This is a genomic window from Antarcticibacterium arcticum (assembly GCF_007993795.1).
Classification (GTDB): Bacteria; Bacteroidota; Bacteroidia; order Flavobacteriales; family Flavobacteriaceae; genus Gillisia; species Gillisia arctica.
Genome location: NZ_CP042476.1, coordinates 3,318,382 through 3,339,498 on the forward strand (window position 1 = coordinate 3,318,382; position 21,117 = coordinate 3,339,498).

At 34.9% G+C, this 21,117-nt stretch carries 20 protein-coding genes; 11 read left to right on the forward strand and 9 right to left on the reverse strand.

The genetic code is table 11. From position 1 onward, the window contains the following. The first annotated feature begins 1,011 nt into the window (after positions 1–1,011). The 8 genes from FK178_RS15045 (at position 1,012) to FK178_RS15075 (ending at position 7,744) form a co-directional block, all read left to right on the forward strand. Positions 1,012–1,737: a LytR/AlgR family response regulator transcription factor gene (locus FK178_RS15045; RefSeq protein WP_146837124.1), complete on the forward strand. Its 726-nt coding sequence runs from the start codon at positions 1,012–1,014 to the stop codon at positions 1,735–1,737. A 246-nt stretch (positions 1,738–1,983) separates the two neighbouring features. Then, on the forward strand, positions 1,984–2,157 hold the full coding sequence (locus FK178_RS15530) for a hypothetical protein (protein ID WP_168194610.1): 174 nt from the start codon (positions 1,984–1,986) through the stop codon (positions 2,155–2,157). A 155-nt stretch (positions 2,158–2,312) separates the two neighbouring features. After that, positions 2,313–4,223 (forward strand): tetratricopeptide repeat-containing sensor histidine kinase, encoded by a 1,911-nt coding sequence (locus FK178_RS15050; RefSeq protein ID WP_146837127.1) that lies wholly within the window; start codon positions 2,313–2,315, stop codon positions 4,221–4,223. A gap of 3 nt (positions 4,224–4,226) precedes the next feature. Beyond that, on the forward strand, positions 4,227–4,898 hold the full coding sequence (locus FK178_RS15055; RefSeq protein ID WP_146837130.1) for a helix-turn-helix domain-containing protein: 672 nt from the start codon (positions 4,227–4,229) through the stop codon (positions 4,896–4,898). Positions 4,899–5,260: 362 nt separating this feature from the next. Next, positions 5,261–5,512 (forward strand): multiubiquitin domain-containing protein, encoded by a 252-nt coding sequence (locus tag FK178_RS15060; protein WP_146837133.1) that lies wholly within the window; start codon positions 5,261–5,263, stop codon positions 5,510–5,512. Beyond that, positions 5,496–5,900 (forward strand): E2/UBC family protein, encoded by a 405-nt coding sequence (locus FK178_RS15065; RefSeq protein WP_146837136.1) that lies wholly within the window; start codon positions 5,496–5,498, stop codon positions 5,898–5,900. Before FK178_RS15060 ends, FK178_RS15065 begins: the two co-directional genes overlap by 17 nt. Positions 5,901–5,902: 2 nt before the next feature. Continuing rightward, a complete protein-coding gene (locus tag FK178_RS15070; protein ID WP_205677193.1) occupies positions 5,903–6,979 on the forward strand; it encodes a HesA/MoeB/ThiF family protein in 1,077 nt (358 codons plus the stop codon). Between the two features lie 366 nt (positions 6,980–7,345). After that, positions 7,346–7,744: a DUF6527 family protein gene (locus FK178_RS15075; RefSeq protein WP_146837139.1), complete on the forward strand. Its 399-nt coding sequence runs from the start codon at positions 7,346–7,348 to the stop codon at positions 7,742–7,744. Positions 7,745–8,720: 976 nt separating this feature from the next. Here FK178_RS15075 and FK178_RS15080 read toward each other — a convergent pair. From FK178_RS15080 to FK178_RS15950, 8 genes are all read right to left on the reverse strand, one after another. Next, entirely contained in the window at positions 8,721–9,710 is a 990-nt protein-coding gene (locus FK178_RS15080; protein ID WP_146837142.1) for an IS110 family RNA-guided transposase, read from the reverse strand. A gap of 827 nt (positions 9,711–10,537) precedes the next feature. Next, positions 10,538–11,281 (reverse strand): hypothetical protein, encoded by a 744-nt coding sequence (locus FK178_RS15085; RefSeq protein WP_146837145.1) that lies wholly within the window; start codon positions 11,279–11,281, stop codon positions 10,538–10,540. 6 nt (positions 11,282–11,287) lie between these two features. Next, positions 11,288–11,584, reverse strand: coding sequence for a helix-turn-helix domain-containing protein (locus tag FK178_RS15090; protein ID WP_146837148.1), 297 nt, complete (start codon positions 11,582–11,584; stop codon positions 11,288–11,290). A gap of 2 nt (positions 11,585–11,586) precedes the next feature. Next, entirely contained in the window at positions 11,587–11,988 is a 402-nt protein-coding gene (locus FK178_RS15095) for a BfmA/BtgA family mobilization protein (protein ID WP_205677194.1), read from the reverse strand. A 1,495-nt stretch (positions 11,989–13,483) separates the two neighbouring features. Next, positions 13,484–16,087 (reverse strand): carboxypeptidase regulatory-like domain-containing protein, encoded by a 2,604-nt coding sequence (locus FK178_RS15100; RefSeq protein WP_146837151.1) that lies wholly within the window; start codon positions 16,085–16,087, stop codon positions 13,484–13,486. Next, positions 16,087–16,830 carry a GLPGLI family protein gene (locus FK178_RS15105; RefSeq protein WP_146837154.1) on the reverse strand — a complete coding sequence of 248 codons (744 nt, stop codon included), beginning with the start codon at positions 16,828–16,830 and terminating at the stop codon, positions 16,087–16,089. Before FK178_RS15105 ends, FK178_RS15100 begins: the two co-directional genes overlap by 1 nt. A 71-nt stretch (positions 16,831–16,901) precedes the next feature. Next, positions 16,902–17,120 carry a hypothetical protein gene (locus FK178_RS15110; protein WP_146837157.1) on the reverse strand — a complete coding sequence of 73 codons (219 nt, stop codon included), beginning with the start codon at positions 17,118–17,120 and terminating at the stop codon, positions 16,902–16,904. Between the two features lie 168 nt (positions 17,121–17,288). Then, a complete protein-coding gene (locus FK178_RS15950; protein WP_394345094.1) occupies positions 17,289–17,480 on the reverse strand; it encodes a BfmA/BtgA family mobilization protein in 192 nt (63 codons plus the stop codon). Positions 17,481–17,911: 431 nt separating this feature from the next. Here FK178_RS15950 and FK178_RS15115 point away from each other — a divergent pair, with 431 nt between their 5' ends. Beyond that, complete coding sequence (locus tag FK178_RS15115) at positions 17,912–18,202, forward strand: hypothetical protein (protein ID WP_146837160.1); 291 nt, start codon at positions 17,912–17,914, stop codon at positions 18,200–18,202. A gap of 199 nt (positions 18,203–18,401) precedes the next feature. Here FK178_RS15115 and FK178_RS15120 read toward each other — a convergent pair whose 3' ends face one another. Beyond that, positions 18,402–19,622, reverse strand: coding sequence for a S8 family peptidase (locus tag FK178_RS15120; RefSeq protein ID WP_240793854.1), 1,221 nt, complete (start codon positions 19,620–19,622; stop codon positions 18,402–18,404). 208 nt (positions 19,623–19,830) lie between these two features. On the opposite strand from FK178_RS15120, the gene FK178_RS15125 reads away from it, so the two are divergent. Both FK178_RS15125 and FK178_RS15130 read left to right on the forward strand, forming a co-directional pair. Further along, positions 19,831–20,670, forward strand: a complete 840-nt coding sequence (locus FK178_RS15125; RefSeq protein ID WP_146837163.1) for a M57 family metalloprotease — start codon at positions 19,831–19,833, stop codon at positions 20,668–20,670. A 235-nt stretch (positions 20,671–20,905) separates the two neighbouring features. Continuing rightward, entirely contained in the window at positions 20,906–21,085 is a 180-nt protein-coding gene (locus FK178_RS15130; protein ID WP_146837166.1) for a hypothetical protein, read from the forward strand. The last annotated feature ends 32 nt before the right edge of the window (positions 21,086–21,117 follow it).

The window sequence follows — 21,117 nt, forward strand, 5'->3', positions numbered from 1 at the left end:
GTCAGGTAGAGAAAACTTAAGAAGGCAAAGACAAAGTAAGTTTTGAGTTCAATCCCTTTTTAGGCAGGACCAATATGTTTTTTGGATGGCTTGAAACAGTTAAAACTTTGCGATAATTTTAAGCACTACTCCCTTGAGGTGAGGAAGGAAATTGCCTATGACAAAACAACTGGCTAAGTTGCTTTTGTAACGTACTTAATGGGTGGCGCCTAATCCTCCCCGGTAATTTGGAATACCTAACATTGCGGTTCAACAACCGCAAATAATATTCACTACCTACACCGGGATTATGTGGGGAGTATTCTTAGCATTACCGAAAGGAATGGGGATTTAAGGAAAAACGCCATTTTGATGCCTGGGGGGATATCGTTAAACTCAGCGATGGCAATAATGATGCACTTAGAAAATTTGCTATATTGGATAGACGGTAAACCTGGCACTAATATTTATTAGGAGTGCGGATTATCCCTCTGAACGGCAGGTTGAATGATCTGGTGATTCACCTTTTACTATCCTCGGACAATTTACGCAAGATCCCTTTAATACTCAGAATTATAATTAGTATGCATATGTATTGAACAATCTTTTATTGAATACAGAATCCTAGTGGGAAAAACACTTTTCCTTGTAATAGGAGCCACTATAGAAGCCATAGAGGTGGTTTAGAAAAATCACCTGATTAATGGAATTAACAATAGTCAAACTTAAAACAATTCAAAAAGTCAAAATAATTCCCTTACAATTTATACGGAAATTTTTATTATATCCAATTTAAAAGAACTTAAGTTTGGAAAATTGAAATTATAATAAAACAGATTTTTAATCTCTATCCTCATTATTTCTTTAGCCCCCCAATTGGCAGTCGGACTGTTAATGCCTTTGGGAGATGGATCAAAACAAATAAGTCCAAACTTCTCTTAGATGTCAACATAAAAGAATTTTAGGCCTTATAGTCCTAAATTTTTTAATCATTGTCAGTTAGAAAAATCTTAGTAGTTACATGAAAATAGGATGAACACTATAGTGTGTATTATAAATTGTGAGAAACACACAAGACTCAGAATTGGAAAGATTCTCGATGATTATTCTGAATTTTCCTGTTTAGGTAATTCCGAAAAATATGAGGAGTCTTTCGCGTTAATTCTCAAAATTAATCCAGATTTAATTTTCATAGATTTAAGGCCAAGAGAAAAATTTTCTTTAGACCCAACGCAATTTATCCGGGAATTATACCAATATCTTGATTATTTACCCATTATTATAGCAATTTTCCGAACCAGAGATCGTGCTTATGAAGCAATAAAACTTGGGTGTACAGATTATCTTATTAACCCTTTGACAGAATTAGAGCTTCGGAAGTGTTTATTAATGGTAAAAAGAAAATTCTTAAAGGTTTATCCTGAGAAAATTTGTTTAAGATCATATTCTGATTATCAATTTCTGCATTTAAACCAAATTTTATTACTTAAAGCGGACGGTAATACCACGGATTTTCATCTTACTGGGAAAAAGAAAGTCCCTGCCTTTAAACCTCTCAAAAATTTTGAATCCATATTGCCTAAAAACTTTATAAGGGTACATAAAAGTTACATAATTAATACTGATTATCTTCTGCGCGTTAATTTCGCCAAATCTCGTCTCACATTATTTGAAAATAATGTGGTTCCTTTTTCTAGAGCCCATCGGACCCAATTAGACCTATTGAAGGATACCCTTTTTAATCTTGAGTCCGTCTAAGTAAATTCTACCATTCATCATCCAGATTCCGCTATTCATACTTCTAATGGATCCATACAGAACTATGTCCAGTTGAATTCTGAATAAAATCATTTAACTCAATAAATTTATCCTGTTAACAAAGTTTTAAGAACTGTAAAAAATCTTTCTTAAAAGCATCGAATTCGAATTTTTTTCATTGTGCACAATGAGGCCCGGCTAGCCGGGCGAATTGAATCTTATAATTAATCGAAATCAAAAGTAAAAATGAAAAAAATTAAGTTCCTGTTATTGTGTGTGCTCTTATTTAACTTTCTAGCGGCTTGTGAACCGGAAGTTATACCGACAGAGAGTTTCCAAAATGAAAAAAATTTGATTGAAATTTATTCAGATACTGGTGAAGATGGAGGGCCCATTGATGACAAAAAAGATAAAGGATAGTAATTATAAAAGGCCCTATAGGGGCCTTTTTCTATTATATTTGTTTTAAAATATTGAAAATTAAAGCTAATATATTTTTCATCTCTATTTTTCTTCTGCTCGTATTCAGTTGTAATGAGAGAAAAACGCCGTCTTTTACCCTAATAAACCAGGAATTGGCATTATTTGATAGTTTGAAATTCCAAATCCTCGAAAATCCTACAAAAAGGGATTCAGTGTTGAATACAATCTTTACTTTTCGTCAGGATTCTATTAAAACAAGAATGTTGCTAGATATTTCCTATAAATTTTATTCTAAAAATGATTCTTTGAATTTCCGATATTGGAATAAAGTTGCACATAATCATTCCCATAATATAAAGGATACATCTGCAGTTGCGGAAACTTATTGGGATTTAGCAAATTTTTATTACAAGGAAAAATTTTTAGATAGCTCTTACTATTACTATAATAAAGCTCTTGAATTATATGATTATATAAATGATGATTATCAAGCCGCGAGGATGTTAATCAACTTGGCTACTATTCAAAGGGATATAAAAGATTTTAAAAATAGCGAAATCACAACTATTGAAGCCTTAAAAAAATTGCAACCATTGGACAAGCAATACCAGAAGTACTTGGCATATAATAATTTGGGGGTTACAAACAATCATCTTGAAGAATATAGTGAAGCAATAAATTTTCATAGTAGAGCCTTGGTGATAGCTGAAAATCTTGAAGATGAAATTCTTATAGCCTTAACTTTAAATAATATTGGTGTTGTTTATAAGAACCTTGGGGAATATATTAAAGCAATTGAAAATTACAGGAAAGCCAAAGCTGTTGACAGCTTAGGAATTAAATATCCGGAACTCGAGGCAATGGTTATGGATAACCTGGCATATTCACGATTTATGTTAAACGACACACTCGGTATTGAAGAGGATTTTCTATCTGCCCTGGCTATTAGGGAAGGAATTAGTCATTTTTCTGGTATTGCTACAAGCCACCTACATTTGGGGGATTACTACTTGAGCACCTCAGATACCTTAAGGGCTATTAATCACTACTTAGATAGTAGAAAAGTTTCAACAAGTAAGGGTTTGAATCAAGAATTTCTACAATCTACTTTGGCTTTGGCAAAACTGGGTGGGAATGGATCCAATATTTTTTATAACGATTATATTGAAAAAGCTAAAGAATTTCAGAGAGAAGAAAGAGCTATAAAAAATCGTTTTGCCAAAATAAGATTTCAAACAGATGAATATATTGCAGAGACCAAACGGCTCACAGAACAAAAAATCTGGATATCTTTAGTTTCCTTTTTAACAATTATGTCCCTAATGCTCCTTTATTATGTAATATTACAAAGAACCAAAAACAAAGATTTGGCTCATGAGCAAGAACAAAGAATTGCCAATGAAGAAATTTATAAACTTATGCTGAAGCAACAGTCAAACCTTGAAGAAGGAAGGCAGCAGGAAAGGAAGCGTATTTCTTCAGATCTACACGATGGGATTCTGGGTAGGCTGTTTGGTGCACGCCTCAGTTTTGAATTCCTCAATCTAGAAATGTCCCCCAAAGAACTTAAGAAATTTCACGTTCTTACAACTGAGCTTCATGAAATTGAAAAGGAGGTGCGGGAAATATCACATGATTTAGTTTCATCAGATTTCTTCTACAATTCAAGCTTTATTAATTTGATAAATGATATTATTCATAACAAAAATGACGTAGGTAATACCCATTTTCATTTGGATCATGACAAGAGTATTAACTGGGAAAATGTGAATCCAGAAATTCAGTTAGATCTTTACCGAATTATACAGGAGGCGATACAGAATATTATAAAACACGCCGACGCAAAAAAGGTAAGTATTACAATTCATGGGGAGAATTCAAAACTTCTTCTGACAGTTAGCGATAATGGGCGTGGATTTCAATTAGATAAAATCAGGAATGGGATAGGTTTAATGAGTGCTGAATCCCGGGTTAAAAAGTGGAATGGTTATTTTTCAATTAATTCATCACTAGGTCATGGAACGGAAATAACAGTTGAGGTTCCGCTCTTAAATATTTTGTAAAAAATGAAAGCTTTTACCGCCATAATCATAGATGACCACCCCATAATTACGGATTCCTATCAAGCCGCGATAGAGGAATACTTTTCCTCAGGAACGGTGGAACCTAAAATACTGGTATTGAATGATCTTGATTCGGCCTTAGATCAAATAAATAACTCGAAGATCTTCATGGCAGCAGATCTTATTTTTTTAGATATTCAACTTCCACCATCTCGTGATAATAGAATGATTTCAGGAGAAGATCTTGGCCTAAAGATCCGGAAGAAAAACTCACCGGCTAAAATCGTTTTATCCACATCCCTTAATGAAAATTATAGAATCTATAGTTTATTAAAAAATATAAATCCTGAAGGATTTCTCATAAAAACAGATATTAATCGACATGAGTTGTTAATTGCCCTTGATAAAGTCATAAGTACCCCACCATATTACAGTAAAACCGTGCTACAGTTATTGCGGAAACATATAAGTTCTGATTTTGTTTTAGATGCTAATGATAGAAGGATCTTATTTGAACTTTCGATAGGAACAAAGTTAAAAGATTTACAGAATATTATTCCTCTATCCTTGAGTGGAGTTGAAAAAAAAAGGCGTAATCTCAAAATACTTTTTGAGGTTGAAGAAGAAGGTGATCGGTCTCTAGTTCTGAAAGCTCGAGAAAAAGGATTTTTATAAAAAGAGAGGAACTCCTATTTATTTTTAAATATTTTCTAGTAATCCTCTCAGCATACATGCCTCAATTTTAAAAAAGGGGGTTTAAAAACTTTTTAGGGGTAATATCGCATTTTCCCATAATAGAGTATTGAAATAAAAAACAATTCGCTTTTAAGGGAATTCATCTATATCTCCAGCATTCCAAATATACACAACGGGTCGCAGAATATATCTCCGTCTAATGTAAAATTCATCATTTTTCAAATCCTTTTTGCAATTTTATAAGAAAATATCCTTACAATAAGTAAGGATTTTACTTGTACTTAGGAGCCGATTTTTTCTAATTTTGGGTTGAAAGTTGTAGATTAATTAATTTGGAGATAATGAAAACACATTGGGAATTTAAAATTGAAAGTGTAACCCATAAATCGGAGAAACAAATAATAACTGGCGCAGAAGTTCGCCAGATAGGCCCAGGCATACCTGAAAATATGGACCTATTTGTTAAAAGAAGAGGGAAGCCGGGGCAACTTGTTAAAAATGATGACCAAATTGATCTGGATGAGCCAGGGATAGAAAAATTCTACTCTCAGGAATCTAGTTCTGAAGCCGGATTTTATGGCCCTATTATTTGAGGAGGATTATGACCTCTTGACAAGTTCAGGTCTGAAAATTGAAGAAGATGAATTAGGGAGATTCTTAATTATCAAAAATTTTCCTGTCCAAGAGGATTTATACCTGTCTCAAGGCCGACCTATTACGGATCTTGAAGTGCTTTTAATAATTCCCCCCAATTACAATACGAGTGGGGGAGATATGTTCTGGACATTTCCTGATATTTCAAGAGCCGATGGTAAACCCATTCCTAACTATGGAGGTGATCCGCGAATCTATGATAGCAAATCCTATAATAGATGGTCCAGGCATTTTAGAGCAGCCTCCTGGTTGGCAAAGGTGGATAACGTTCAGAAGATTTTAAGTAGAGTTGAGTGGGCTCTTAAAAATCCACAGGCAAATTTGTAATAATGGATCGGATAATTTTATTAGGGTCTCATCGGGAACGTATAGTTGACTGGTTAATGGGACACCCACGTGGTCATGAACGGGGAGCCATTATTTATTTTAGAAGGTTTGCCCGTCCAGTTGATGGACTCCCGTTCTCTCAGAGATTCGTGTCATTCGATGTGGAATTAATGGATGGAGATTGGATTCTGGATAGTTCCCAATTTCACCTCCGAATAAACATGCGCAAGTTTCCTCAGGTATATCATCGATGTGAAAAAGAAAATTTAGTATTGGGGTTTATACACAATCATCCTCGCGGAATATTGGAATTTTCGGAAAAGGATAACATTAATGAAGCCAACATTATTCACGGTCTGGCGGGGTGCAATGGCCTGAGTTCACATCTTGTTTCTCTCATCTATAGTCAAGGCGCCTGGAGTGGTAGAATTAGAAGGGGGGACCGTCCAACGCAGGTGCGCTTAGTCCGGCATATCGCAATTTTAAGCGATAAGTTAGAACTGCACAGCGTGCGTGATAGAGGTGATCTCCTGAAAACTTTTTTACGTCAGGAAGCAACATTTGGGAAACCTTTTAACGCTAAACTTAGATCTTTGAGGGCCGTTGTTGTTGGTCTTGGGGGAACCGGTTCTCCTGTTGCTACCATGCTGGCCAGATCAGGGATAGGAGAACTTATTCTAATAGATGGGGACAAACTAGAAGATACAAACATGAACCGTGTTCGGGGCTATACATCTTCGGATGTGGGTCAAAAAAAAGCAAAATCTTTAAAGAAATTCATTGATAGGCTGGGGGTGGGCGTCAAAGTTATTGCATTCCCAGATTTTTTAGGAGAATCTGGGGAAGCCATTGATTCCCTTTCTAGTGCTGATATAGTCTTTGGTTGTACGGATGATGTTATTGGACGGGATTTACTAAACCAAAGCCTGTATTATTACGGGCACTTGCTTATAGATTCGGGCCTTACCGGATTCATACAGGAAGGAGAGGATGGAATGCCACACCTGCGCGATCACAGGGGGAGGGTGAGCTGTATTCTCCCTGAAGAGGGGCTTGTCTTCGATGTCAGGGTGTTGTAACGGATAAGAAGTTAGAGTTTGAACAAGCTTTAAAGGATAGACCAGAACTTGCAGACCTGGACCCGGAAACATTGGAGCGAGAGCATTATTTGACGGGAGGAGGAAACTCTGCTCCTGGTGTGGGACCATTTACGTCTATGACAGCCGATAATGCCGTTTCTACACTGATGGATTTAATTAAGCCTTACCGGAAGCTTCCATCCGATCTAAGACAGGACAACATCTGGGTCGATTTTGTTCATCTAAATATCCATAGCAATGAACCTAAATATGATCCTGAATGTATTTACTGCTCGAAAAAGGCTCTATTATTAAAGCTGGAAAGTTACCGATTGGATATGCCTCAATTAGGCAAAATACCGAGTAATGTTTAAGGGGCTACGAAAAATACTGACGGCCTTCTTAGCTCAAAATTCTTCTTGTCCTTTAAAGGTAACGGAGTCTTTTTTTAACAGTGTAGAGGTGAAAGAAAAAGCGCCTTCTAATGAGGAAATTCATGACAAAACCTTTATTAAAGTCGTTTATAATCAGGAGTCATATTGGTGCCTTTTTAGGTGCCCTTGTGGTTGCAGAAGAGTGATTAGCCTTTCCTTACAGCAAAATCATAAACCTCATTGGAAAATAATAGTTTCTGAATCTGGGAAGCCTAGTTTATTTCCTTCTGTTTGGCAAAATCAGGGATGTAAGAGTCATTTTTGGATTGAAGACGGAGAAATTAGATGGTGTAAAAACACCGGAATGGAGCCTTGGATTGCGGTTAAATAAAGAAAAATGCAAGTTATTTCATCCCTGGACAATTTATGAAAAGACATCGTGCACAATACTGCGTTATTTTTAGGGAGATAACCTAAGATGATTAAATCTTATTAATAAATATTCTTGACCTTTAAGGTTACTGTTTCGCGTGAAGTTTGTGCTACCAGGAACGACAAAGCCCCACCGAAAGGTGGAAGCCTTTCTTTTTTGCAATGGGTACAGAATAGGTACAGAATAAAGTGAGTTTCTCACCTCAATTTTGTTTGATTTTATATACCTCCGTTTATATTTAAAAATTATTTTTTTAGGAGGTTCCGAATAAAATAAAAAAATCATTTACTTATTGTATCCTAAGCGTTTTCCATTTTCCACAAACTTATACTTCTGAACATTCAGCTTCAAAAATCAGTCATTTACTTCCCGCAGAGTATCCTATGACTTAAACAAATATTTTCGAATAAATTTTTTCTATTGCTTTGCACGATTTATCTCACCAATAAAGGATTGATTTACTTTTTATATCCTGAGCATTTTCCCTTTTTAATTTTTTTTGCCCTTGCTATTTTTTGTAATTGATTCGATTTTATTTTTGTTGCTTCTGACTTACTTCCTATAGTGCCCTCACATTACCCTTTTTTGATGCTTATTGTTTTTACAACATTCAGGATTGGTAAAGCGTATAAAAAGTGCAGGCGAAGCCGGAGCGGCTTTATGCCGCTGTCCAAGGAAGAATGTTGTTTTTTTGCATTTTAAAAAAGGGATTGTGAGGGCTATGGAGAGTGTAGGTCAGATTGTCATGGAAGAGAAGCAAGATTCAAAGCAAGGGTACTAAATGGATAATGGTTTCCTTCGATGAATAATATTTTAGGCAGTTTTATGCAGTATTTTTTTGACCCACTTATTTAGCACTGTACCCAGAGCTTAATCAGTGGAGAAAATTCAATTGTTTTACCCTTTTAGGACAGACTATTTAGTCAGCACTTCTTTATGAGGCATATTTCATAGTATTAACATATGGAGTACCCCTGGCTACCACAGCAAAAGCTCTTGATAATAATTTGTTCCTTATAATGTTAAGAGTGCTCATTTTGTGCTTGCCTTTGGCTAGTCTTCTTTCGTAATATACCTTTATTTCAGGACTGCATTGTATGGCAGAAGCCGCGCACATATGGAGAAGGGTTTTACCTTCCTTGTTGGCAAGATTACTTACTTTATTTCTTCCTTTGATACTTGTTCCCGATCTATTTGGGAACGGAGCAATCCCTACATATGATGCAAATTTCCTCCAGGACTGAAAAGAAGTAAACCCAGCTGTATAAATAATCAGGAACCGGGCTGTAACAGGGCCTATCCCCTTTACACTGGTTATGAGCTGTTGAAGCTTTGCAAGCTCGGGTTCTTCTTTGATAATCCTATTCATTTCCTTTTCAACCACCTTTATCTGTGCCTGCAGCACACTCATGACATTCTCCTGCACGTTGAATAGTATTTCATCGTCATTCAAAACCCTTTTCTGTTCTTTTAGGTTTGCTACATATCCTGCGAGTTGTACCACCAGTTTTCTGCGGATAGACATTAATCGTTTTAATTTTATTATCGCCGAACTTGGTGGAGAATAAGGTTCAATATCTTCCTTTAGCCGATAGCCATACAGAGCAATCCGTTTTGCGTCCGCCTTATCATCCTTACCTCTGGCGATCCCAAGTGAACGTCGAATTTCAAGTCCGGATGCAACGTACATTAAAAATCTACGCTCTTGTAAACCATCTATAAGTTTAATGGTGTAAAGTCCTGTGTTCTCAAAAACGAAAAGGATCTGTTCCTTTTTGACAAGGACCCTGGTGGATACCCAGTCTAATAGTCTGTCAATCCCTTCCGGATTATTGTCAAAAACATCTTGCTGCCCACTACTGTGGATACAGCAATCCAATGTTAACTTACTGGCATCGATACCGATAATTTCATTGACTTCCATAGTATTAAAAGTTTAAAAGGTTGCATTGACTAAAACCTTTAATAGCAAGGCTATTATCCTATCTGGTCCATAGCAACCGGGTTAATAAAACGGGGACTAATACTCTACCAAGGTCTTTAACCTGGCCGTCGCTAAAGTTCACCCCGTTTCTTTAACCTGAAAGTTATTGACAAATTCTCTTAGTTATAAGTCTCCCCCAGACCCCCTCTTTTCAACATCATTAACAGAATAGAATTCATCTATATAACAAATCTAAAGGCCGTCGCTGTTACCATTTTCAGGTGCTTCTTTTACGGAATTTAGAATTAGGATAGGCCGTAGTACCAAATTTCCGGAATAGTCTATTGGCACCTCCCAGGCCGGCTAATTTCAAAATTCCGTTTTTTCGCATATATGTTAATGGGAACAGGGACGGCGGGAAGTGGAATGTGTCTGAAAGAAGTTATCTCTGATACCAGGATCTTTAATTATAGCAGAATCCAGCGGACTCTTGGAAAAGGGATAATTCCCAGGAGTATCTTCCTCAATGCATATTCGAAGATCCCTTTTACCAAGTGTTCAAGACCCCGGCCCGAAACTCTTTTCCTGAAATACAGTGGAAGGAAATGTGTTTCGGGAGTTCTTTAGTGTACTTCTTCTTGAGACGCCAAAATTTTAAGAGTCCCAATAATGGACCTCTCAAATTTTATAGTCCCATCATTGTACCGCTACAGGTACACATATGGGACTGTCCCGCGCCGCCAAATTTGGACGGGAGAAAACAGGCGCTATCGCGCCAAAACGAACTAATTTTTTTATTTATTTTTTTCTTCCCCTCTACCTTTCCTTTATGCTTTCAGTTTTGTCCTGCGTTTGAAAAGAAAAAGAGGTAAAATGGTGTCAATTATTTGAAAACGGTAGTTTCCCTCGTGATAGACAACATTATTCCTACTATCCTTGTATTTCAAACATAGGTCCATGGCTTTTTTGTTTGGAACAATGGTTCCATAGTTCTTTTGCACCTTGAGCAGTTGCTGTTTTTGTGCAAGATCTTTCAGCCTTGAAGCCGTGGCTGGAGAAATCTGAAAGATCGAACTGGTTCCTAAAACAGATAAGGGAGCTGGTGAATTTTGAGGATTAAATTTAGGAGAAAGAAAATGATAGGTACTGCCTTTTAACCGTACGCTTTTCTTTCTCCTTACTTTTCTCCAGAAATCTCTATGAAGATATCCATAGAGAATAGCCCCCGTAATAGCTTTTACACTATTGAAGGAGTCTATATCCACCGGGAAGGCTAATCTAACCTTCCAGTCTTGCTCTTTCCTTATACTGTCAAAGGATTTTAGGATGTAATATCCTGTTTTTGCATTATGACGTATCCATCCTTTTTTAATTAAAAAATCTAAATACCGAAGCAGGGTCTTACGGCTTTTTATTTTGCTGTGATTTTGAATCCATATCAGTTCTTCCTTGCGCAGTTGTGTCTTGCCATCCCTGTAGATCAGTTTTAAAAATAGAAACAGGGAAAGCTTTTTGCCGTACCCATGTTGCTGGGCATCTATGAATAATTGTATGGGAACAGACAATTCCATGATAGATCAGATCCCTTTTTTATTTTTTCGATGTTTATCAATGAAGTTTTTGATATCGGTTAGGCTATAATAAAACTTCCCCTTCACCTGGGCATATTCTATTAGTCCTTCATCTCTCCAATTCTGGGCTGTCCGGGAACTGATGTTAAACATCCGAATAAAGTCCGCGTTATCCAGGATAATGTATTGCGGATCTCTCACCTGTCGGATCCTGAATTCTCTAATGAGTTCTTCCATTTTCTTCTCCAGGGAATTAATGCTCACAAGGAAAGGATAGAGTGATTTGGTGTTTCCTTCTTCCATTCTCACAAATCATTAGAGTTAGTATTTCTGTTTCTATAATTAAGAATTGTATTATTACAACCCAGTCTTTTCTTTTCAATCATCAACGTTTTCTTATTCGATTCCCCTTGTTCGAAAAGAGCCGATATCATTCCGGCAGATGGTTTAGTTTGAGTTTTTTCAATATCTTTCAAAATGGCAATTACGCCATTGATTCGCTTCTTGATCAAATTCTCAAGGGTCACCATCTTAGGTCCGAAATTCTCTGTGGGAGAAACTCCATTATTTTCAAAAAACTCCAACATAAGCAGCAGGGTCATTGAGTGAGATTTTGAAATTTCTCTGCTGTACTTTCTAAATTTCTTTGCAACGGAAGCTTTTATCTTAAAGCTTTCAAACCGTTCTTTTTCATATCCTATATCCATTTTCACGTAATTTATTTCCTGTTTCTAAGGCTTCCGAAGGTTTTTTACGTAAAAACTTCCAGCCTCACCCTTTTATTTTGAGAACCACACAACCGTAATTATCTGAAATACAACAACATAAATCGACTACTAATAAGTATAACAGCGCGCAGCGTGTTATCCTCTTGCTTGTCGATTTATGTCCGCCAAAAGCGGACATTTATCTCAACTTGCATTGGGAATTTAGTTGGACTCTTTGAAATAAAAACTGAAATGGAAAACTTTATGAGTTAAAAGCATTCATTTTTACGGAATTCGTACAGAAAAAAGAAATGGAGAAGAAAAATATTAAAATTATATGAAGGAAAGTATCTTTTTGAACCGAAAAGGAGAGTAAGGTATATTTACTTTCTGATCCCATTTTGCAATTCCATGCTATCATTGAGGTTTAGTTATGTACAATTCTAACAAACGGAATAATATAAAATCGTTTGAGTAGAGCACATAATAAAGCGATCTCAATAAAAAAAGAAGATTAACCACTCCAAGCTTAATAAGCTTTTCTATTATTAGGTATGGATAAAATTAAAAAGCTGTTTAATCCCTGGACATCTATTCAACTTTTTTATTAGGAGTTTATATTTCATACATAAGCAATGTAATGATGGATGATTTATAATTAATCTTTCCAAAAATTGGATTTATAAAAATCTCCTTATTATTAGAGTAGTAAAGGTTTGTAAAATGCAATAGATTATCGAAGGGATTTATTATTTAAGGCAGAAACAATAGGAGACCTCAAAAATATAATACTAAATCAATTTTAAAGAAAAAGAATGGAAATTGAAAACCCTAATTTTTCTTAAATAAATTATTCAGAAGTTTACTTTTTATATTCTGAGCGTTTACCATTTTTTTGATTAACATTCTAATAAAAATTTTTGACAAGAAAAACTTCAGAATATTTATTTCACAATTGATTTACTTTCCTTAATGTCTTCGCTGTTACCATTTTTTGATCTGCTTTTTAAACAGGAATTTAGATTTTAGATAGGTCGCCTGAAAAATCCGAACTAAATATAATTTTATTATAAGGCCGGTTAATTTCTAATTTTCCGAACTGTTCTTTTTAATAATAGTAAAGAGCGGAATGATTCAGAAGATGAACCTTAAATGGGAGAAGTTCTTAAATGGTCTGGAAAGTACTAAGCAAAAAAGAGGTTCAGGATATTGGCGGACGCAGTCACAGAATAGCGTAAGGTAATGAAAGGGTTCCGCCCAATTTTTCAAGATTAGCGGATAAGCGCAACGAAGGTAAAAATTTTTATGCGAGTGTCTAATACCTTTATCAACGAATTGGTTAAAGGGGAATGTGGGGAGGGGTTATGGGCTGAATAATTTTGTTGATTAGGTAAGACTAAGAAATTATAACTATTAGAAAAAAAATCTAAAAAGTCCTTATGATTAGTTACTAATCCGTGGCCCACCTCCTTAGGAAAAAATCATAATTTAAGTGTTATATTTTATAAGTAATACCTAATAAAACATTTGCTGGTAATCGTGCAATCTGAACCTCGCTTACAAAGGTTTCCTGAATAGACTGCAAATTAATATAATTGGTGTCCAATAAATTTTCTCCAACAATATTAATTAGCCAGGGGGAATTCTCAAAATTATAAACTACATTAAACTTTAAATTATTATATAAATTGCCATAATTATTATTATTTTGAATATATTCATATTCCATCAGGTAGGTAAATTTTCCTGAATTATTTTTAAGTCCAACATTATATGTATTAGAACGAAATTTATTTTCAAAATCTCCCGTCTTTAAATTAGTTGCTGCATAAGTAAAATTGAAAAAAAGATTAGGAACCTCCTTGTCAAATAATGTTTCAAAATGAAATTTCGCTCTTTTCATACCAATGTTCTGAATGATCAAATTCTCATTTAAAATTCTACCTCTATCATATTTACGATAACCTAATGTCCCATTTAATTTTAATGCGGAAAATATCTTTCCGACTACAAATCTTGTATTAAAATCGTTTGTTGCCGAATTTAAATTAGAAAATCTGGTAATTAAATTAATACCCGAAAAGGTATTATTAATAATTATTGAGTTTTGCTTTACTTGATAATTTACATCACCTCTAAAAGTTATACCCTTCCTAAGATCTGTGAAAAGAGAAGAAAATAGAAAGTTATGAAATATTTCGGACGACAATTGGCTATTTCCAAATTCCAAATGATTAAAATCTTTAAGTAGCGCCCCCTCAAAAAACTTTTCCAAAACCGGTCTTATAGATGTAGATGTATATTTAGCCTTGATTTCATTTCCAAATGAAAGTTTATATTCCATTGAAACTGTTGGAAGAAAATAATTCTCGGCTTTATTTGGGAGGTTCCGGTGTAACATACTCATCCCAATTTCTGAATAAAACTTTTCACTTTTATGAGAATACATACCCTTAATTTGAAAATCTGAAAAGACATTAAAAGGGTCGGGAAAAGATGTTGACCTGAAATCAGAATTTCCGGTTGGGTTGCTCAGGTTTTTTTTATAGAGAGATGTATTAATTATCCCGGTTATTTTAAGGAAATTCTGTGAGTTGAAAATATAAAAAAGGTCATTATCAAAATATACTTCTCCTAATTCATCTGAAGTAGTTTGGGAATATGATCCCGTAATTTCGTCTTTAGTAATGAATCGTTCAAGGAAGTTATCATTTCCACTGATTTGTAAATTTTGATTATCTCTTTTAAGGATAAAGAATAGTTCGGAATTGAGGGTATACCTGGAATTCAATTTCTGTAATAAGCTGAATCGTAAATTTAAACCACTGGATTCTTGTACATCTTCAAGTTCAACATAAATATTTTCGGAATTAAAATTAGAATTTAGAAATCTGGAATTACCACTACTTCTTTTATATATTTCTGAATTGATTTTGAATAAACCCTGATTTCGCAGCTGGTTCTCATATCCCACTCCTGCAAAATAATTTTTAAATTCTTGGTTTCTTATTAGTTCTCTGTTCTCATTTAGTAATGGTTCATCAAAATACTTGTTATTTGATTTAATGAGATAATCACGGTTTGCATCATTGGCCACTATGTTAATAGATAGTTTTTTTTTATCAAAAATAAGTCCGTCGAATGCTACTCCTATTGCTTTTTCTGAAGTGGAAAGAACCTCCTTGTTTTCAAATTTTAGATCATCTAAAAGGGTAGAGGAAGACATATTTAAATTTAAAACAGTTTCTTGTAAAGCCCAAATATTCTCTAATGGATCTCCTATATTATTTGCGGATCCTAATATTGCATATTTATGCCTTTTGGTATATTTGAACAGTGAAGGGTTTAATTTATAAAAATGTTGATTCCCGTATTTGAGCTCCAAATCACCAAAATAGAAATGTTTTTTATCATCTTTAAGTTTAAGATTTAATACTGTTATATCACTATTTTCGAGATTATTCAGGAGTTTGGTTTCAGAATAATCATCTATAAATTCCAATTCTTTAATCGCATTTGCTGGGATATTTTCTACCGCCAAAACAGTAGAACCATTAAAAAACTTATCACCTTCTACAAGGACCGTGGTTATTTTTTTTCCATTAATTGATAATACCCCTCCCTCATATTCAACACCCGGAAGTTTTTGAATAAGGTTTTTTAATTTATGTTCTTGACCGTCTGCAAATTGGTTAGCCAAAAAGGTAAGAGTATCAACTTTGGTTTGGATGGGAGTAGGTTTATAATTAAGAACTATCTCATCAAGATTATCAACTTGTGGAGAAAGTTTTAGTATAAAATTTTCTTTATTAAAATCTTGCAATAATATTGAGTAGGTGGCAAACCCTATATAAGAGACTTTAATTCGGAATTCCTGGTGAGAAGTTAAAAACAAAAATTTTCCTTCTTCGTTGGTAATTGAAAATTGATTCTCTGTGTCATCTACCATGGATTGTAAAATTACAGTGGCTCCAGCCAAATTACTTCCGGAGGAATCCTTCACTGTGCCTTCAATTTTGAATTGGGAATAAATAGTTTGTGAAGATATAACTGCAAGAACAATGAAAAATAGAATGTTTTTACCAGAGAATAGATTCATTATCCTCTTGAGTTTTTAATAGCCTGTTTTGCTCTATTTTTTAACTTTAAAGATTGATCGGCAAAATCTTCCTTTGACATTTTTATTCCGTCAGAGGGCCTTTCCAATGTGAGATCCTTATCATCAGCATATTTTAGCTCTTTCAAGAAGAAGGTCACATTGTTTTCTGTCAATTCAATAATTAGCCCGGGCAAACCAGCATAACCTTTGGGACCAAATTTTAATGGGATTTCGGGTGCAAACCAAGCTTCAACTTTATGTTCACGAGTATAACCGCCTTCTTCTTGAGAAAAAGTTTTGACAGCTTTAAAACATACAAAACCTGAAATTGTCCTGGAAGAATTTTCAATTACCCAGGGAGTATTATTAAGTTTCTCTTGAAGAAGTATTTCGGATCCCCAATATGGAAACTGATTTAAGAGAATCTGTTCCTCGAGATTAATATATATTAAATGGTCACCCCCTGTATTTGATTTAGCAAATTTAAGAGCATCGGAAGACTCTTTTAATGTTGGATGGAAAAATAATGATTCAGATTTATTGATTTTTAAAACAAATTTTAATTTATCAGCACTATTTTCTTTAGCTAATTGATGTTCATAAAAATCTGGATCTTCTAATTTAAGTTTATCATCTACCAGAGTAGTCGAAAAAACTACCCCATAATCTGCAATAGCAGAATTTTGAGAAAATAGGTTGGGTATAAAAAGTAAAAATAAAATTAAAAAGAGAAATGATTTCATAAAATTTTATAAGATTTTAAATATTAGGGTCCTAACAGAACCCTAATATGAATGCTTTATTGTACTATTCTTTAATATCCTGGGCATCTTTTTGCTATGCATCCTTCATAAACCGCGGTCCATTCTTCCATTGACATTGGTTCCTGTTCTTCTTTTGCATCAGCATAACCGGAACAATATGATGTGTAATCGCAAAAATTCTTTGTTATTTTTGTTTCAACTGGTTTAGAAAATGATAAAAGTGACACAGCAAATAGTGGTAGTATTCCTAATAAAAATTGTTTTTTCATAATTTTAAAAATTTAAGTTAATAATTTAATTGTTTCGAAACAGCTGCAATTTAGTAGATAGGTAGATTTGATGCCGCCTCTTTAACCGTAGAAAAAGTAAGGCTTTTCTTAAGAGCTTTTATTTTATTTGTTTAAAGGCTCAGTTTAATTTTATGAGAAAGTTTAGTATTACAGGTAAATGCTCTCTAGGAAAAAATTTATTTTTATATATAAATTTCTTCTTGAAGGGCCGCCAACATTGTCATATGGTTTCGTTTGATATTTTTCAATATCCTTCCAAATTGCTATTACTACATGGATCCTCCTTTTAATTTTACTTTCTAAATTTTGAACAGGGGGACCAATTATTTCATGCGGGATATTGCAGTGCTTTCAAAATACTGTCCAAGACATACGGAATGGAGAATAACGAGGCGAATGTATTTAGGGGTGGGGAAGTACTGAAGTTAAATTCAAAATTATTTAAGTTGGGAATTTAAATTATAGGTAAGACAGCGCATTCTAAACAGTATTTAAATTTATCATAAGGAAGCGGTAGATAAAGGTAACTAAATTGTTATTTTGGTGTTTATTTACATAATGGGGTTTAGCTTGAAACGTAAAAAAGAAAAAAGGTTAGATGCATCAAATAAAATTATAATATTTGTATTTTTATAGAATCGGAAGTCAATAGAATATATCCGTGTTTAAATAAAAAGTTACCTATTCGGTTCCCTCAAACGAATTAATTCTTGAATTACCTTTAAATACTCATAAATGCGTGGAAGGTTTGAATCCCTCCGGGGTCACAGATGAATGGAAAATCTGCAGCGAGAGCTGCAGATTTTTCTTTTTATAAAAGGAATGAAAGCTCGCTTTCAGATTCCTTTTATAAAAAGAAAAATTACCAAACTGAAAGTTTGGTAGGATTTTCCATTCTCAAAACGGAGCCAACAGGGAAAGGCGCAGCCAATCCCTATTTTAAAAGTTTTCCATTCTCAAAACGGAGCCAACAGGGAAAGGCGCAGCCAATCCCTATTTTAAAAGTTTTCCATTCTCAAAACGGAGCCAACAGGGAAAGGCGCCGCCAATCCCTATCTTAAAAGTTTTCCATTTTCAAAACAGAGCCCATTGGGAAGGGCGCAGCCAATCCCTTGTTCTAAGATTCCTTTTTCCCTTTTTTAATTGGATACACCCGGGAAGGTTATAAACATATAATATTTCAACCTAAGATAATTTGAAATAAAAAAACCGTCCTGGAAAATTTCCAGAACGGTTTATAAAAACTTTAGTTTTTAATTATTAATGAACTATAATAGGATCTGGATTATTATCCGGATCATTTATTACGGTCCCGTCTGTACGGGCAGCACCTAATAATAATACTCCGGCAGCATGAGGGGCAGCCATTGAGGTTCCGCTTATAGTATTATACCCACCATCTTTCCAGGTGGATTTTACAGCTACTCCGGGAGCAGCAAGATCAACCGGAGGATTTCCAAAATTGGAAAAATAAGCCCAGGTGTCATTAACATCCATTGCAGAAATTGTTACAATATAAGGTCCGTTAGCTCTGGCAGGAGAATGAAGGTTCGAATCCTCACTGTCATTTCCGGCTGCTAAAGCAAACCAGATTCCTTTATTGGAGGCGGCAACAACAGCGTCATCAAGGGCCTGTGAAACCGGTCCGCCAAGACTTAAATTGGCTACATCTCCTGGATTACCATTAGCTCCTACGTGGTCAACCCCTGCAATAACACCTGAATAAGATCCACTTCCTCTCGAATCTAAAACCTTAACAGGAATTACAGTAGCACCGGGTGCTACCCCAATAACTCCAATATCGTTATTTAAGGCTGCAACTGTTCCTGCAACGTGTGATCCATGGCCATTACCATCATCTGTAGATTGGGCGTCTCTCCCTTTAGTAAAAGCATTGAAACCTCTGGAAGCATCTACATTAAGATCTGCATGATCAAGATCAATTCCCGTGTCTACTATCCAGGCAACATTTGATCCGGTATATGAAGAAACACCATTTACTCTTAAAATTCCATACGGAGTTTCCTGCGTACTTGTTGCCTCCACATTTCCATCTCCACCTGGAGGAGCAAAAGTAACCACCCTATCTTGTTCTATATAAGCTATTTCTTTTTGTCCTTTTAACTGGGCAACCTGTTCCTTTGTTAATTTTAATGTAGCACCTTTTAAAGTTCCGCTATATACATTAACTATTTCTGCATTGGAAATGGAAGCATTAGAGAGAATTTTCATGGTTTGGGAAGCCATCGCTTCCTGAGCCTTACCATAATCGTTGGGATATTTAGAACTTACATCTTCAACGGCCTTGGCATTATAGACAACAATATATTGCCCTTCAATTGCATTTGCATCCTGTGGGGTGTTGAAATCTGTAAATAAAGCTTCTTCCTCTGTAACGCCCTGGTCTTGGGAGCAGGAATAAAAAAAGAAGGACGCTGCCATTAAAGCCAGTCCGGTTCTCATTGGGTTTTTTAACATCATAATTTTAGTTTTAAATTAATAATTTATGAATGCCTAATTTCTCTTTTTTTAAAAACAAGCCTTAATTAAAGACCTTATTTATTGTAGGGTTTACCTTACTTAACATTGGATATTATGGTTAACCATACTATTTGTACGGTGCTTTTGGCAATAAAACTTATGATATACTGTAATTTTCAGGTATTAACTAAATCAAACCCTACTTACTATGAAAGTGACCAAATTATTATTGATGATTTTAGGAACAGGATTCTTTTTTATTTCCTGTGAAAAGGAAGAAGCTCCTTCTTCGATGGAGGCTTCTGCCGAGGATTTTCAGGAGAAAATTTCAAAAGAGGACTTACAACTTATTTCTTCTTTACATTTTAATTCTAAAGATGCAGAAATTATAGATTTGCTTCTTCCCGATGGATCAACTGAAAAAACCTTTTTAATAGAAGGGGATATATTGCTTAACCGGGAGCAGTTAAATAACATGTCTTCAAATAATATTACCAGCAAGCAGTACCGCACCTATAACCTGGTGAGCAATTACAGGAATGTGAATGTAATTGGATACACGGGTGGTTCTGGGCAAGGATTGACCTCAAAACAAAAAACGGCTTTGCAATGGACCATAGATAATTACAATGCATTAAATATAGGACTGAATTTCACACTTACATTTGGCACAAATTATTCAGCTTATGACATTGTGGTTTATCAAAATCCTAACGGCCAAGCCGGAGGTGTGGCAGGGTTCCCCAGTGGCGGAAATCCTTATAAATACGTTCAGATCTATTCCGGAATGGAAGCTTATGATACCAACACCAATGAACATGTAATTACACATGAAATTGGACATTCAGTAGGATTAAGACATACAGACTGGTTTAGCCGGCAGAGCTGTGGACAAAGTGGTGAGGCAGCAGGATCAGACGGTGCCGTGCATATACCGGGAACACCCACAGGATATGATGCTAATTCTATTATGTTAGCTTGTTTTAGTGCCAGTGAAGATGGAGAATTTGGATACTATGATCGCGTTGCACTGGAATATTTATATTAATCTTTTTTTAGAGGGATAGAAAGGAGGCACTAAACGCTTTCTTTCTATTCATTCTATTGAATAAAAATTATTGCCTCTTTACTTTGTAATTGCCGGGACTTTATTCTAAATTTCTTTAATTAAAGTAATTTCCTTTCGGGCTTTTTCAATAAAAATCCAATTATTTATACCTTATAAGCCATGTTCCCCTGGTTAAGGGGAACTAAAAAATAGTAATTAATTTTAATCTATAAACATGAAAAAATTTATCTTTTCTGCAGCTATAATGTTAGCATTAATATCTACAACCACCTCTTGTGAACCCGAAGAACTAAATACGGGAACGAAATCTATAAATTCTTCAGATACTTATAGTGACACCGGAGATTCCAAAGACGTGCCTATACCTCCTAAAGGATCTGATGAAGAAGGATAGAATAAAACTTTTTTAGATTAAGACTGTGATCC